Origin of the sequence: Arthrobacter globiformis, assembly GCF_030818015.1 — a bacterium.
GTDB lineage: Bacteria > Actinomycetota > Actinomycetes > Actinomycetales > Micrococcaceae > Arthrobacter > Arthrobacter globiformis_C.
In genome coordinates, this window is the sequence record NZ_JAUSZX010000001.1 from 1,869,393 (window position 1) to 1,884,244 (window position 14,852).

At 66.8% G+C, this 14,852-nt stretch carries 13 protein-coding genes and 1 pseudogene; 8 read left to right on the plus strand and 6 right to left on the minus strand.

Going from position 1 to position 14,852, the window contains the following annotated elements; translation table 11 throughout:
• Positions 1 to 33 precede the first annotated feature (33 nt).
• The 4 genes from infC (at position 34) to QFZ23_RS08615 (ending at position 2,942) form a co-directional block, all read left to right on the plus strand.
• The gene (infC, locus tag QFZ23_RS08600; protein ID WP_373427864.1) at positions 34 to 1,107 is read left to right on the plus strand and encodes a translation initiation factor IF-3; all 1,074 of its coding nucleotides are present in this window, start codon (positions 34 to 36) and stop codon (positions 1,105 to 1,107) included.
• A 117-nt stretch (positions 1,108 to 1,224) separates the two neighbouring features.
• Complete coding sequence (gene rpmI / locus QFZ23_RS08605; protein ID WP_003798720.1) at positions 1,225 to 1,419, plus strand: 50S ribosomal protein L35; 195 nt, start codon at positions 1,225 to 1,227, stop codon at positions 1,417 to 1,419.
• A 117-nt stretch (positions 1,420 to 1,536) separates the two neighbouring features.
• On the plus strand, positions 1,537 to 1,992 hold the full coding sequence (gene rplT / locus QFZ23_RS08610) for a 50S ribosomal protein L20 (RefSeq protein ID WP_003798718.1): 456 nt from the start codon (positions 1,537 to 1,539) through the stop codon (positions 1,990 to 1,992).
• Positions 1,993 to 2,045: 53 nt separating this feature from the next.
• Positions 2,046 to 2,942 carry a TrmH family RNA methyltransferase gene (locus tag QFZ23_RS08615; protein ID WP_306922138.1) on the plus strand — a complete coding sequence of 299 codons (897 nt, stop codon included), beginning with the start codon at positions 2,046 to 2,048 and terminating at the stop codon, positions 2,940 to 2,942.
• A gap of 133 nt (positions 2,943 to 3,075) precedes the next feature.
• Here QFZ23_RS08615 and QFZ23_RS08620 read toward each other — a convergent pair whose 3' ends face one another.
• Complete coding sequence (locus tag QFZ23_RS08620) at positions 3,076 to 3,351, minus strand: GlsB/YeaQ/YmgE family stress response membrane protein (protein WP_003798714.1); 276 nt, start codon at positions 3,349 to 3,351, stop codon at positions 3,076 to 3,078.
• Between the two features lie 231 nt (positions 3,352 to 3,582).
• On the opposite strand from QFZ23_RS08620, the gene QFZ23_RS08625 reads away from it, so the two are divergent.
• Positions 3,583 to 4,536: a cation diffusion facilitator family transporter gene (locus tag QFZ23_RS08625; RefSeq protein ID WP_306922139.1), complete on the plus strand. Its 954-nt coding sequence runs from the start codon at positions 3,583 to 3,585 to the stop codon at positions 4,534 to 4,536.
• Positions 4,537 to 4,577: 41 nt separating this feature from the next.
• Here the strand turns inward: QFZ23_RS08625 and QFZ23_RS08630 are convergent, their stop codons facing one another.
• Positions 4,578 to 5,783: an MFS transporter gene (locus tag QFZ23_RS08630; protein ID WP_306922141.1), complete on the minus strand. Its 1,206-nt coding sequence runs from the start codon at positions 5,781 to 5,783 to the stop codon at positions 4,578 to 4,580.
• Positions 5,784 to 5,935: 152 nt separating this feature from the next.
• Between QFZ23_RS08630 and QFZ23_RS08635 the strand changes: the two genes are divergently transcribed.
• The gene (locus tag QFZ23_RS08635) at positions 5,936 to 6,394 is read left to right on the plus strand and encodes a (deoxy)nucleoside triphosphate pyrophosphohydrolase (protein ID WP_306922143.1); all 459 of its coding nucleotides are present in this window, start codon (positions 5,936 to 5,938) and stop codon (positions 6,392 to 6,394) included.
• A gap of 73 nt (positions 6,395 to 6,467) precedes the next feature.
• On the opposite strand, the gene QFZ23_RS08640 is transcribed toward QFZ23_RS08635, so the two are convergent.
• The 3 genes from QFZ23_RS08640 to QFZ23_RS08650 all read right to left on the minus strand — a co-directional run bounded on the left by QFZ23_RS08640 (position 6,468) and on the right by QFZ23_RS08650 (position 8,845).
• Entirely contained in the window at positions 6,468 to 7,592 is a 1,125-nt protein-coding gene (locus QFZ23_RS08640) for an Rv2578c family radical SAM protein (RefSeq protein ID WP_306922146.1), read from the minus strand.
• A 184-nt stretch (positions 7,593 to 7,776) separates the two neighbouring features.
• A complete protein-coding gene (locus QFZ23_RS08645; RefSeq protein WP_306922148.1) occupies positions 7,777 to 8,472 on the minus strand; it encodes an SIMPL domain-containing protein in 696 nt (231 codons plus the stop codon).
• Positions 8,465 to 8,845 carry an eCIS core domain-containing protein gene (locus QFZ23_RS08650; RefSeq protein ID WP_306922150.1) on the minus strand — a complete coding sequence of 127 codons (381 nt, stop codon included), beginning with the start codon at positions 8,843 to 8,845 and terminating at the stop codon, positions 8,465 to 8,467. The genes QFZ23_RS08645 and QFZ23_RS08650 overlap by 8 nt, the downstream gene beginning before the upstream one ends.
• Before the next feature lie 403 nt (positions 8,846 to 9,248).
• Here QFZ23_RS08650 and pheS point away from each other — a divergent pair, with 403 nt between their 5' ends.
• The gene (pheS, locus tag QFZ23_RS08655) at positions 9,249 to 10,310 is read left to right on the plus strand and encodes a phenylalanine--tRNA ligase subunit alpha (RefSeq protein WP_190605497.1); all 1,062 of its coding nucleotides are present in this window, start codon (positions 9,249 to 9,251) and stop codon (positions 10,308 to 10,310) included.
• 2 nt (positions 10,311 to 10,312) lie between these two features.
• Positions 10,313 to 12,856 (plus strand): phenylalanine--tRNA ligase subunit beta, encoded by a 2,544-nt coding sequence (pheT, locus tag QFZ23_RS08660; RefSeq protein WP_306922154.1) that lies wholly within the window; start codon positions 10,313 to 10,315, stop codon positions 12,854 to 12,856.
• Positions 12,857 to 12,945: 89 nt separating this feature from the next.
• On the opposite strand, the pseudogene QFZ23_RS08665 reads toward pheT, so the two are convergent.
• A pseudogene (locus QFZ23_RS08665) lies at positions 12,946 to 14,744 on the minus strand (non-ribosomal peptide synthetase); the annotation flags it as partial.
• Between the last annotated feature and the right edge of the window lie 108 nt (positions 14,745 to 14,852).

Below are 14,852 nucleotides of genomic sequence, written 5' to 3' on the forward strand. Positions count from 1 at the left end.
CCAAGAATCAATGAGCGTATCCGCGTCCCTGAGGTGCGGCTGGTCGGCCCTGCCGGCGAACAGGTAGGGATCGTCCGTATCGAGGATGCCCTGCGTCTGGCTGCCGAGTCCGACCTGGATCTCGTTGAAGTTGCACCGCAGGCCAAGCCTCCGGTGTGCAAGCTGATGGACTTCGGCAAGTACAAGTACGAAGCCGCAGTCAAGGCCCGTGAGGCCCGGAAGAACCAGACCAATACGGTTCTGAAGGAAATCCGGTTCCGCCTGAAGATCGACACCCACGACTACGAGACCAAGCGCGGCCACGCCCTGCGGTTCCTCGGAGCCGGGGACAAGGTCAAGGCCATGATCCAGTTCCGCGGCCGTGAGCAGCAGCGTCCCGAAATGGGCCTGCGCCTCCTGCAGCGTTTCGCTGAGGACGTGGCTGAAGTTGGTGTCGTGGAGTCAAGCCCGCGCATCGACGGCCGCAACATGGTCATGGTTATCGGTCCGCTGAAGAACAAGGCCGAGGCGAAGGCTGAAGCCCGCCGTGCAACGCAGCGTGCTGAAGCCAAGGCCCAGAACGAAGCCAAGGCAGCCGGCCGCGTCGACACTTCAGGTGACGATCAGGCACCCTTGACGCAGTCCCTCGCCGATCTCCTGCCTGAAGGCTTCCAAGTTTCCACGGAGGCAACCGTGCAGGACGCCCCGGCAGCAGCTGAAGCGGCCGCTCCGGAAGCTGCCGTCGAAGCGCCCGCGGCTCCGGTCGAAGCAGCTCCGGCTGCTGAAGCTCCCGCCGCGGAAGCACCTAAGGCCGTCAAGGAGGCTGAGCCGAAGCGCGAGGCACCCCGGGCTGCTGCACCGAAGGCAGAGTCTGCTGAACCGAAGGCGGCTCCTGCTGCGCCGAAGGCAGAGTCTGCTGCACCGAAGGCCGCAGCGCCTGTTGCTCCGAAGGCCGCAGCGCCTGTTGCTCCCACGGCGGCAGAAGCTGAGAAGGCTGCCCCGGCAGCGCCGAAGCCTGCGGCTGTTCCTGCCCCCAAGCCTGTGGCCAGGCCCGCTGCGCCGAAACCGGTGGCACGTCCTGCGGCACCCCGGCCCACGCCGAAGCCGGCGGGCAAGAAGACCAACTAGTTCGAAACTGCGGAAGGCATCCCCTTCAGGCAGCCAGCAACCAGCACGCCGTCCCCAGGGGCGGCTGCGCGAAAGACTGCAGACATGGTCTGCGGAAACGTTAGGAGATCGGTTCCCATGCCGAAGATGAAAACCCACAGTGGTGCTAAGAAGCGCTTCAAGCTGACCGGCACCGGCAAGCTGCGCCGCCAGCAGGCCAACCGCCGCCACTACCTTGAGCACAAGTCCAGCCGCCTGACCCGCCGCCTTGCCGGCGACAAGATCGTCTTCAAGGGCGACGCCAAGGTCATCCGGAAGATGCTCGGCATCTAGTTCCAAGCTCTCTGGCTGCCGCGATTCAGCAGCAGCCGCCAACCAATAAAGCCTTCTCAGGCCGGCCGGATCACCGGCGACAGATGCTTGGGACAAGAATTTTGAAGGAGTACGCACGTGGCACGTGTGAAGCGGGCGGTAAACGCCCACAAGAAGCGCCGGGTTATCCTCGAACGCGCCAAAGGTTACCGTGGGCAGCGCTCACGCCTGTACCGCAAGGCAAAAGAACAGCTGCTGCACTCGTTTGTGTACAGCTACGGTGACCGTAAGAAGAAGAAGGGCGACTTCCGTCGCCTGTGGATCCAGCGCATCAACGCTGCATCCCGCGCCAACGGCCTGACCTACAACCGCCTGATCCAGGGCCTGAAGGCCGCTGAGGTCGAGGTTGACCGCCGCATGCTGGCCGAGCTCGCCGTTTCCGACGCCAACGCTTTCGCTGCGCTGGTCCAGGTTGCCAAGGACTCCCTGCCTGCAGACACCTCTGCTCCGGCCGCAAAGGCTGAGGCTGCACCGAAGGCCAAGGCTACCCGCGCACGCGCTGCGAAGAAGCCGGCTGCTGCCGCTGCTGAGTAAGCAGGCAACTCCCAGTTCTAGGACCGGTGGCAACTGCCACTAAGGTTTCTTATATGAACGAAACCGGGCGCCCGCAGGACTTTCCACTCTCCAATCCCCGAGCAGATCGGGTCAGGGACGTGGCAAAGCTTGCAGGGCGCCCGGCCCGTTTAAAGCGCCGGCAGTTCCTGGCCGAAGGCCCGCAGGCGGTACGTGAGGCCCTGGTCCTTCACGGCAAGCGGATCGCTGCGGGCCAGCCGGGCATAGTCCGCGAGGTGTATGCCAGCGACGCCTGCCTGGACCGGTACCCCGAGTTTGAGGAACTGGCCGTGGGAACCAGCGCCCGGCTCGCCACAGATGACGTCCTGGCCGCCATGGCGGACACTGTCACCCCGCAGGGGATTGTCGCGGTGTGTGATTTCGTGGACGTCGCCCTGGCGGACGTGCTTGACGCCGGTCCGCGGCTGATTGCCGTGCTCTGCCAGGTCCGCGATCCCGGCAATGCAGGGACGGTGCTTCGGGCCGCAGACGCAGCCGGTGCCGACGCCGTGGTCCTGACCGGTTCCAGCGTGGACATCTACAATCCCAAGGCGGTCCGCTCGACCGCTGGCTCCCTTTTCCACTTGCCTGTCGTCCTGGGCGCCGACGTCAATGAGCTGGTGGCGCTGTGCAAGGACCGGGGGATCGGCGTGCTTGCGGCGGACGGTTACGGGCAGCTGAACCTTGACCGTCTGCAGGACGAGAACGCCGCACGCCGGCTTGGCGCGTCAAGCGCCGGTTCGGACTACGCACTGGAGAACCCGACGGCCTGGCTTTTCGGCAACGAAGCCCAGGGGCTCTCCGAGGACGAGCTTGCCCTTGCCGACCATCGAGTGGCTGTGCCCGTGTATGGCGCCGCCGAAAGCCTCAACCTTGGCACCGCCGCCACAGTCTGCCTCTACGCGAGCGCGAGGTCCCAGCAGCCCGCCTAGGGTCTGGAGCATACAGCACCGGCAGCAACACAAAAAGAAGCGGGGCCCACCGTCTGGTGGACACCCGCTCCTGTTTGTTTTGACTGTTATGGGACTGGGCCTGCTGAGGACCAGTGCCTGTGATCCGTGTCTGTTACGGTGCCCGGGTGCTGTGGCTGCGGCCGGTGATTGCGCCGTAGATGCCTGCGACTACGAGGCCGCCGATGATGGCGAGGATCCAGGTGCCGAGGTCGAAGAACGCCAGGTCACCCTTGCCGAAGAGAAGGCTGCCGATCCAGCCGCCGACGATGGCGCCAACGACGCCCAGAACCAAGCTGGTGACCCAGCCGCCGCCGACCCTGCCGGGCATGACGGCTTTAACAATTGCGCCTACGATCAGGCCGAGAATAATCCAAGCAAGAAAACCCATTGTCTGCTCCTTCATATTCGTCGGGATCGATTCTTATCAGTCCCGATATGGCTTCAAGCTAACACAGTGCGCGTTTCTTTGTCAGCAGGCTTAGTTTTGGCTTTTCCTTGGCGTCCGAAGGCGGTGTGCGGTGTCTGTGGCGGGCCGGGCAGGTACGGTATTTACTAGACGGCGGTTCCATTCCGCCCTGTCCCATCCGACGAAATACCCACGTGAAGAGGTGAGCCTCCTTTGGCTGCAAATGGCGGTACCAAGGCGATTGTCGCGGCGTTGGCCGCCAACCTGACCATCGCCGTCCTGAAGTTCGTCGCGTTCCTGCTGACAAGCTCCTCATCCATGCTGGCTGAGGCCATCCACTCTGTCGCCGACTCGGGCAACCAAGTCCTGCTGCTGGTGGGCGGGAAGCGCGCGCAACGGGCGGCCAGCCCGGAACACCCCTTCGGCTACGGACGGGAGCGGTACATTTATGCGTTCATCGTTTCCATCGTGCTCTTCAGCGTCGGCGGCCTCTTCGCCCTGTATGAGGCATGGGAAAAGATCCAGCACCCGCACGGGATCGAAGGTGACTTCTGGTGGGTGCCCCTGGCCGTGCTGGTGGGTGCCATCATCGCCGAGGGATTCTCGTTCCGGACGGCCATCATCGAAGCCAACCACATCCGCGGAAGCCAGGGCTGGATCAGCTTCGTGCGGACCGCCAAGCAGCCCGAGTTGCCGGTGATCCTGCTCGAGGACTTCGGTGCCCTGCTGGGCCTGGTCTTCGCCCTGTTCGGCGTGGGGCTGACCCTGCTGAGCGGCGACGGCATCTGGGACGGGATCGGCACTGGAATGATCGGCCTGCTGCTGGTGGCCATTGCTGTGATTCTGGCGATGGAGACCAAATCGTTGCTGCTGGGGGAGTCGGCAACCAAGGACGACGTCGGACGCATCCGGCGCGCCATCGAAGCGGACGGCACCGCCATCATCCACCTCAAGACCCTGCACCTGGGCCCGGAGGAGCTTCTCGTGGCCGCCAAGATCAGTGTGGCGGCGGGTGATTCCGGGCTGGATATTGCCAAGGCCATTGACGACGCCGAAGTCCGGATCCGCTCGGCAGTTCCCATCGCGCGGGTCATCTACCTGGAGCCCGACATCCGCCGCGCGCAGGTGGCCAGCGGGCCCGCCCTTGCGGGCGACTCGGGCGCCTAGCTGCTGAGCCGAAAGTAGAGCCGCTGGCTCCGTGACTGCTGTTACGGGGCCAGCGGCTTTTTGCGTTCCAGCAGGCCGCTGAACAGGGCCACCAACAGGCCGAGAATGGCCAGGACGGCACCCACCAGGGCGGGTGCAACATAGCCCCAGCCCCAGGCGATCACGACGCCGCCGAGGAACGCGCCCAGGGCGTTGGCGACGTTCAGTGCGGCGTGGTTGAGTGAGGACGCCAGCGACGGCGCATCGGGAGACGCGTCCAGCAGCCGGGTCTGCAGGGCCGGGACGAGCATGGACCCGGCGCCGCCCACCACGAACACCATGACGAAGGCTGACCACGGCCAGTGTACGGCCACGGCGTACACCACCAGTGCGACGGCGATTCCCGGCAGGACGCGGTAGATGGTTCCCATCACGGACTTGTCCGCGATCCGGCCACCGACGATATTGCCGGCCACCATTCCCAGGCCGTACAAGGCAACCACGAACGGCAGCAGGGCGGCGGGGATCCCGGCCACGGAGGTCATGGTGTGGGAGATGTAGGTGTACGTGGCGAAGAACCCGCCAAAGCCGACGATGCCAATGAGGATTGCCAGCCAGACCTGCGCCCTTTTGAGCGCCCCCAGTTCCCTGCGGATGCTGGCGTCCGCATGCGCCTGCTGGAACGGTACGAATTTCCAGATGAGCGCCAGGGTCACCAGTCCCAGCACTCCTACCAGGACAAAGAGCAGCCGCCAGCCAAAGGTTTGGCCCAGCCACGTGGCGAAGGGAACACCGACTACGTTGGCAATGGTGAGCCCCGCCATGACCATGGAGATGGCCCAGCCCCGCTTTGTCGGCGCCACCAGCGAAGCGGCAATCACGGCTGCCACACCAAAGAACGCCCCGTGCGGCAATCCGGCAGCGAAACGGGAGACGAGCATGCTCGCGTAATCGGGAGCGATGAACGAGGACAGGTTGGCAACGCTGAAGAACAGCATGAGGCCCAGCGCAAGGAACTTGCGCGGCAGTTTCGCCCCGACCGCGGCAAGGACCGGCGCTCCCACGACGACGCCCAAGGCATATGCCGAGATGAGATGGCCGGCCTCGGGAGTGCCGATCCGGAGTCCGACCTCGACCTCCTTGAGCAGACCCATCATGGCGAACTCGGTGACACCGATGCCGAATCCGCCCATGGCCAGGGCCAGGATGGCGGGACCGACGCGCGTGGCGGCCTTGGACGTGCGGGGAGCCTGGACAGTGGAAGTCATGTGCCTGCTTTTCGAAGGGAGTTACGGAGTAGGCCTCGTTGCCACTGATATGTCTGATTTTAACAAGCTTCGCGGCGGGATGGATATTCCCCCCCCGGACGGCAGTCGCACAGACATGTGCCCCTGAACCCGGGCCCTCATAGACTGGACCGGTGACTGAACTGATCAACGTCGTCGGCGGCGCCGTGCTCGACTCGCTGTCCGCACCCGCCCGGCTTCTCGTGGCGCGCCGGACGGCGCCTCCGCAGTTTGCCGGGATGTGGGAATTCCCGGGCGGCAAGGTGGAACCGGGGGAGGCCCCCGAAAGTGCACTGCACCGGGAGCTCCGCGAGGAACTGGGCATCGGCGTCGTCCTTGGGGAGGAGCTGGAGGCGCCGGGGCCGGCCGGCTGGCCCCTGAACGACAAAGCCGCGATGCGGGTGTGGTTCGCGGAAGTGGCCGACGGCGACCCCCGGCCGCTTGAGGATCACGATGAACTCCGCTGGGTCAGCATCCGCGAAGGTAACGAAGCTCTCAGCCTCCCCTGGATTCCGGCCGACCTCCCGATTGTCCAGGTGCTGCTCGCCAGCGTCGCCGCGGCGAGCCGTGCGGACTCTGTCCCCGGAAATTAACACCACCCTTTGCGGCTTTCTTTGAGCTGATTGTTCGGAGTTGTTGCCTTTTCGGGCTGCTGGGCAGAACTACTCAGAACAGCGTGGGCTGGGACGTCCGGCCTGAGCTGCGGTGTCCATGCTGACCGGTCCTGTGTTGCCCTGAGCGATCCTGCGGAATGCTTCCCTCGGGGTAGGCGGCTTCCTCGCCGCGGGGATCGTCAGCCTGGTGATCGTCGACGTCCCGGTGGCTGAACCCGTGCGAGCCGGAAAAGCCGTGCCGGGCTTTGAAGAAGCGGACCCTGCCCGCCAGCCAGGTGCGGTATTCCTTGGAGGCATACGAGCCCGTGCCGTACAGCCTGCGGTAGCGGCCCACGAGTTCCGGATGCCGGCCCGCGATCCACTGCATGAACCATTCCCTGGTGCCGGGCTTCAAATATAGCGCTCCGGCCGTGACGCCGGTGGCACCCGCGGCCGCCAGCGAGGCGAACAGGGAGTCCAGTGCATCGTCGCTGTCCGAGAGCCACGGCAGGATGGGCATGGCCATCACCCCGCAGGGCAGCCCGGCTTCGCGAAGCCTGGAAACGAGCTTGAGCCGGGCCCGTGGTCCGGGAGTGCCGGGTTCGATGGCCTCGGATAGTTGCTCGTCCGTCATGGCGAGCGAGATCCCGATGCCCACCGGCACCTGTGCCGCGGCATGTTTCAGGAGCGGAATGTCACGCGCCAGCAAAGTCCCCTTGGTCAGGATGGACAGCGGAGTCCCCGAATCGGCCAGCGCACCGATGATGCCGGGCATCAGCCGGTACCGGCCCTCCGCTCGCTGGTAGGGGTCCGTGTTGGTGCCCAGTGCCACCTGCTGCCGGTTCCAGGAGGGCTTGGCCAGCTCCTTGCGGAGTACCTCGGCCGCGTTGATCTTTACCACCACCTGGCTGTCGAAATCCAGCCCGGCGTCGAAGTCCAGATAGGTGTGGCTCTTGCGGGCGAAGCAGTAGACGCAGGCGTGGCTGCAGCCCCTGTAGGGGTTCACAGTCCACTCGAACGGCATCCGGGAGCCGGAGGGCACCTTGTTGAGCACCGATTTGGCGGTGACCTCATGAAAGGTGACGCCGGCGAACTCGGGCGTGGACACAGACCGCACCAGGCCGGCCAAGGGTAGCAGCGGTGCAGTCCCGGGCATCTCTTCCTGTGCCGGTTTGAGTGCTTGTGCATCCCATCTCATGCCCTCCATTCGAAGGTATGTTCGAACTTAAGTCAAGGTCCGCCGTCGGCGTTTCCCGCGGAGGCGCCGACGGCGCTGGGTTGGAACGGGTGGTGTGTAACGGGCAAGCCGGAGGCCGCGGGCGGGTGTCCCTGGATAGGGGTGACACGGATAGGGTTGCCATCAACTGCGATGATGCCGTGGTTCATCCGGCGGGGTGCGGTTCGGCCGCTGCAGGGGCGAAGCCTCCACTGAACAGCTCCCACTCAACCGTGACACTGGTGCTGGCGCTGGACTCACCGGATTCCACCCCAACGGCGTCGGCGGCGAAGGCCCGCTGCATCCCGCCCACCGGGACGGGAGCCGACGGCACGGGGTGCTGGCGCGCAGAGACCACCTCACCCAGCTCAGCTCCGGCAAGACCGGCGAGCTGTGCGGCCGCCGCCCGCGCGTCAGCCCAGGCGGCCTCGCGGGCCAGCGTCATCACGGCTGCGGCATCGGCAAAGCCCAGCTGAACGCCATCCAGGCGCACGTCGTTGCCGCCTGCCTCCACGGCCGCCGCGATGACACCCGAACCGGCAGCGAGGTCCCGGAGCCGAACGCTGAGCATGCTGGATGCCACATAGCCCGTGACCTGCTGGCCGCGGCCCTCCTGCCAGACGACGTCAGCACGGACGTTAAGCCCGGACGTCCTGATATCCCGGCTCTGCGTTCCCCGGCTGCGCAGTGCGCCCGTTACGGCAGCAGACGCCTCTCCGGCAGCGGCATAGGCATCCCCAGCGGTATCGCGCCGGCATTCCACGCCAACGGAGAGCGTCAGCAGGTCCGGTGCGGCCTCGGCGGTTCCGAATCCCGTGACGGTGACAGTCCGGGCTGCCGCCCGGCCCGCGGGTTCACTCACGCCTGAGCCTCCGGTCCACATAGCCGCCGGCCTCCAGGCCGGCATGCCGCTCGAATGGATTTCCCGACGCCGGATCGCCGTACCGCACTGCCGACCATGCAGCGGCCGCGAAATAGAACAGCAGGAAGGGCAGCCCCAGGCACCACGCGTACTGGGTGCTGTGCCGTTCCTCGTGGCCCAGGAGCGAGCGGCTTGTCAAAGTGGCGTCGGCACCCGAGCGGAAGATGACCACGTTGCCCACAGTGAAGGCACGAGCCACCGGCAGGCGCCAGCGGTAACCCGTGGCGACAATCAGGCCGCGGGGACCCCGAAACGTCCTGGTGCCGGCCAGCCCGGCAAGCACCAGCCCCAAGGGCGTGGAGGCGTTCAGCACGTTTGCGAGTTGCCTGAGGCGCTGTCTTGGCGTCAGCGGGCCTCTGGTTCGGGGGACTCTCGTTCGGGGGCCTTGAGTCATGAGGCCATGCTAGCCGCGGGCGGCCGTGCAGGACAGGCAACGGCCCCGGCGGTGCATGACGGGGCCCAGGCCGGACAGATGAGCGCCCGATGACCCCGGGCAGCCGGGCCGCTGTCAATTAGCCCGGCGCTGTCAATTAGACTGGGAACAGTGCCTGCCGGCCACCCGCCGGCGAGCCTGCCCTTGTCTTTGGATGGCGTCTTTGGATGACGTCCTTGGATGACTTCATGCAATGACGTGCCAGCGACGGACGCGCTGCCTGGGAAACCGGCGCGGCTGCACCGGCGGCTGGCATCACCCGACTCGTAGCTAAGAACAGTAGATGACTGAAACCTTGCCGGGCGCCGCCGTCCCGAACCCTCTGGATGAAACCGCCATCAACGCCGCCGTGGACCAGGCCGTCGCCGCCATTGCCGGTGCGTCCACGCTCGATGAACTTAAGGCAGTCCGTCTGGCCCACACCGGTGAGAAGTCGCCGCTCAGCCTGGCCAACCGTGGGATCGGAAGCCTGCCCAAGGACCAGAAAGCCGCCGCCGGCAAGCTGATGGGCTCATCGCGCGGACGTGTTAACAAGGCGCTCGCGGACCGCACCGCCGAACTCGAAGCGGAGAATGACGCCCGCATCCTGGTTGAGGAGACCGTTGATGTCACGGCAGCCCCGCGGCGCCGCCGCGCCGGAGCCCGCCATCCACTGTCCACGCTGCAGGACCGCGTTGCGGACATCTTCGTGGGCATGGGCTGGGAAATCGCCGAGGGCCCCGAGGTGGAATCCGAATGGTTTAACTTCGACGCACTGAACTTCAAGCCGGACCACCCGGCCCGCGAAATGCAGGACACGTTCTTCGTGGAGCCGCCCGAAGCCCACCTGCTGATGCGCACACACACCTCCCCGGTACAAGTCCGGTCCATGCTGGAGCGGGAGCTGCCCATCTACGTGCTGTGCCCGGGCAAGGTCTTCCGCACCGATGAGCTCGATGCCACCCACACCCCGGTTTTCCACCAGTTCGAGGGCCTGGCCATCGACAAGAAGCTCAGCATGGCTGACCTCCGCGGAACCCTGGAGCACTTCGCCCGCCAGATGTTCGGCGACGAAGCCCAGATCCGGCTGCGCCCCAACTACTTCCCGTTCACCGAGCCGTCCGCCGAGCTGGACATCTTCCACCCCGGCGCCAAGGGCGGGCCACGCTGGATCGAATGGGGCGGCTGCGGCATGGTCAACCCCAACGTCCTGCGGGCCGCCGGGATCGATCCGGACGTCTATTCAGGCTTTGCCTTCGGCATGGGCATCGAGCGGACCCTTATGTTCCGCAACGAAGTCGGCGACATGCGCGACATGATCGAGGGCGATGTACGTTTCAGCGAGCACTTCGGGATGGAGATCTAACAGTGCGTATCCCACTTTCCTGGCTGCGTGAATTCGCGCAGGTACCGGCCGGAGCCACGGCCGAAGACGTCATGGCGGACCTCGTCAAGGTCGGCTTTGAAGAGGAAGCGGTCCACCGCCCCACGGACGCCCTGCGCGGACCCGTCGTGGTGGGCCAGGTCCTGAGCCTGGTCAAGGAACCGCAGTCCAACGGCAAGACCATCAACTGGTGCCAGGTCCGCGTCGTCCCCGAGGGGCAGGAGCAGACCCTCACGGGCAAGGGCATTGATCCGTCCGGCGTGCAGGGCATCGTCTGCGGCGCCCACAACTTCGTTGAGGGCGACAAAGTGGTGGTCACCCTGCCAGGCGCCGTCCTGCCCGGCGACTTCCACATCTCGGCACGGAAGACCTACGGCCACATGTCTGCGGGCATGATCGCCTCGGTCCGCGAACTGGGCATCGGCGAGGACCACGACGGCATCCTGGTGCTTTCCCGGATCGGCCTGGACCCCGAGATAGGGACCGACGCCATGGAACTGCTGGGCCTCTACGACCAGGCCGCCGAAATCAACGTGACCCCGGACCGCGGCTACGCCTTCTCGATCCGCGGCGTGGCACGCGAATACGCCCACGCCACCGGCACGGAATTCACCGATCCCGCGTCGAAGGTCAACGCGCCGGCTGTCCTCTCCGGAGGCTACGGCGTCAAGATCAACGACGACGCGCCGATCTACGGCAAGCCCGGCTGCGACCGCTTCGTGGCGCGCACCGTCCGCGGCGTGGACGCCACCAGGCCCACGCCGCCGTGGATGACTTCCCGGCTTAGGTTGGCCGGGATCCGGTCCATCTCCCTGCCGGTGGACATCTCGAACTATGTGATGCTCGAACTCGGCCAGCCGCTGCACTTCTATGACCAGGACAAGCTGTCCGGCGACATCGTGGTGCGCAGGGCTGTGGCGGGGGAGAAGCTGACCACCCTCGACGGCAAGGAGCGCTCGCTTGACGCCGAGGACCTGCTGATCACCGACGCCTCCGGCCCCATCGGCGTCGCCGGCGTCATGGGCGGCGCGTCCACCGAGGTCTCCGACGCCACCACGGCTGTGCTGATCGAAGCGGCCCACTTCGAGGAAGTTTCCATTGCCCGCTCGCGCCGGCGCCACAAGCTCCCGTCCGAAGCCTCCAAGCGCTTCGAACGCGGTGTGGACTGGCAGGTTGCGAACGTCGCGGCCCAGCGCGCCGTGGATCTTCTCGTGGAACTCGCCGGCGGGACCGCCGATGAGGCGGGCACCGACGTCGGCACCTCGCCGGATCCGGTGACGATCGCGCTGCCGGCGGAATTCCCCGCCGCCCGGATCGGCATCGACTTCACCGAAGAGCAGATCGTCACGTCCCTTGAGGACCTCGGTGCCGTACTGGAAAAGACCGGCGCCGGCTGGACCGTCACCGCGCCGAGCTGGCGCAACGACCTGGAAACCAAAGAGGACCTCTCCGAGGAGGTAGCCCGCCTCGTCGGCTACGACCAGATCCCAGCGACCCTGCCGGTGGCGCCTCCCGGCCGCGGCCTGACCCGCGTGCAGCAGCAGCGCCGCCGCCTGGTCCAGGCCCTGGCGGATGCCGGCCTGACCGAGGTCCTGGCCTACCCCTTCGTGTCGAAGGCCGCCAACGACACGTTTGGCGTGGCCGAGGAGGGTGCACCCCGGACTGCGGTCAAGCTTGCCAACCCGATCAGCGAAGAGCACGGATACCTGCGCACTTCGGTGCTGCCGGGCCTGCTGGAGGTCGCCAAGCGCAACCACTCCCGCGGCTTCCGCGACCTCGCCGTCTTCGAAGCCGGCATGGTGTTCCTGCCCGGCGACACCCTGGGCACGCCGACCATTCCTCCGTTGGGCGTCAAGCCAAGCGATGAGGTGCTGGACGCGCTGTACGACGGCGTTCCGGACCAGCCGCTGCACGTCGCCGCTGTCCTCACCGGCCATGACTCGCCCGCCGCTGCCGGCCACACGCCGCGGCTGTGGGACTGGGCAGACGCCCTGGACATCGCCCGCCTGGCCGGTGACGTCCTTGGGGTGGAGCTTGTGGTCACCCAAGGCCGGCACCAGGCCTTCCACCCGGGCCGCGCCGCGCAGCTTTCCCTGCGCTCCGGCGAGGTCGTGGGATACGCCGGCGAGCTGCACCCCAAGCTCCTGGCTGCGCACGACGTGCCGGCGCGGTCGGTCGCGCTGGAACTCAACGCGGACGCCCTCTTCGAGGCGGCGGCCGACGTCGTGGTGGCCCGCCACATCTCCACCTTCCCGGTGGCCACGCAGGACGTGGCACTCGTGGTGCCGCAGGACGTCCCCGCCGACGACGTGCTGGCAGCGTTGCGTGAAGGCGCCGGTGAGCTGCTCGAGGACGTCGCCCTGTTCGACGTCTACGCGGGGAAGGGGATCGAGGACGGCAAGAAGTCCCTCGCCTTCGGCCTGCGGTTCCGCGCAACCGACCGGACACTGACGGCCGACGAGGCGTCGGAGGCGCGGGAGCGCGCCGTCGCCACCGCGGCCGAGCGGTTTGGTGCCGTCCAGCGCTAGCAGGCCATAAAGAAAGACCACGCCATTTGGCGTGGTCTTTCTTATGCCGGAAAACCAAATGCCGGAAACAATTCACGGCAGCGGCGGCAGGGCTTCTTCGTAGAGCCAAGGGTGATCAGCGCGCCGATGCGCGGGGTGGCGTAGATATCAGCCATGGGGATGGTGGGGTAGCGGACCCGGAGTGCGGAGACGAGCTGCGCCGCGGCCAGCGATCCGCCGCCGTGGGCAAAGAAGTCCGCGTCGAGGCCGGCGACGCTGCTGCCCAGGACGGCCTGCCACCGGTCAACGATCCACTGGGCATCCTCGGGCAGGTTCAGCGGCGCGGCGTCCGCGGCCGCCGCGCCGGCACCCGGCAGGGGCCATGGCAGCACATGCCGGTCGACTTTCCCGCTGGTCTTGGTGGGCAGCGCGTCGACGACGGTCAGCATGGGGATGAGCGGAGCGGGCAGCAGTTCACGGAACGCGGCCAGGTCTACGAAAGGACGGTCGAGTGGAGGACGGTCCGGTGCGGTGTCCGTTCCGCCGGTGGGAGCCAGGTAGCCTACGAGGACCTGGTTGCCGGCCGCCGTCGTGCGAACTGCAGCGGCGGCGCCCGCAATGCCCGGCAGCGACTGCAGGGCAGGTCGATCTCACCGAGTTCGATCCGGCGGCCGCCAAGCTTGACCTGCTCGTCGGCGCGTCCCATGAAGATCAGGCCGGCGCGCTCGAAACGGACCAGGTCGCCGGAGCGGTAGGCATGCCCCCACCCCAGTGAGGGCATGGGGGCATATTTCTTCGCATCCTTCTGCGGATCGAGGTAGCGGGCCAGCCCCACGCCGCCGATGATGAGCTCGCCGACCTCGCCCTCGGCCACCGGGACGCTGTCGGAGCCAACCACCGCCAGGTCCCAGCCGTCCAGCGGGAGCCCAATCCTGACCGGGCCAGTACCGCCCAGGGGAGCCGCGCAGGCCACGACCGTTGCCTCGGTGGGTCCGTACGTGTTCCACACCTCACGGCCGTCCACGGCCAGGCGCTCGGCCAGCTCCGGCGGGCAGGCCTCGCCGCCAAAGATCAGCAGCCGGACGTTCTCCAGGGCCTCTGCCGGCCACAGTGCCGCAAGCGTGGGAACGGTGGAGACCACAGTGATGCCGTGATTGATCAGCCACGGCCCCAGGTCCATGCCCGTTCGGACCAGTGCCTGCGGGGCAGGCACGAGGCAGGCGCCATGGCGCCAGGCCAGCCACATCTCTTCGCAGGACGCGTCGAAGGCGACCGAAAGTCCCGCGAGCACGCGGTCCTGCGGCCCCACCGGATCGTCCTGCAGGAAGATGCGGGCTTCCGCGTCCACGAACGCTGCCGCCAAAGCGGTGCTGCACCGCCACGCCCTTGGGCGTCCCGGTGGAACCGGACGTGAAGATGACCCAGGCATCGTCGTCGGGGGTGGCAGGGCGCGGAGCCGGGAAGGGGATGGGCCGCTTGTGGTCCGTAACGTTCTCGCCGTTGGCCGCAGGATGCCGGCCACCCGTGCCTCACCGAACACCAGTTTGGCCCGTTCGTCCGGATCATCCGCGTCCACGGGGACGTAGGCGGCGCCAATCAGCAGGATGGCAAGGATCGCGGTGTAGAGCTCGTTGGTGCCCGAGGGAATCCGCACCCCTATTTTGTCTCCCGCTCCCAGGCCGGCCTGGTGGAGCCGGCGGCCCTCGGCCTTAATCTCCGCCAGGAGCCGGGCGTAGCTCAGGGAGCGGCGGCCGTCATCGAGCGCCGAAGCATCCGGGAAACGTGCGGCGGTGTCGGTGAGGATGTCCACCAGGGTCCGCTCCGGCGGGGCGGCGGCAGGGCCCGGCAGTTGCTCCGGGTACACCTCTGCCGCCGGTCCACCGGCGGCAGACGGTGCGGTCGTGTCCAGGGTTTTCGGGAGCGGCTCAATCACGGCTGGGTTCTCCCTCAGCAAGATGAACGGAAGATGACATCGTTTCCCCCGCGTTAATCCGGGCTGCCTTTGTCACGGGGACCG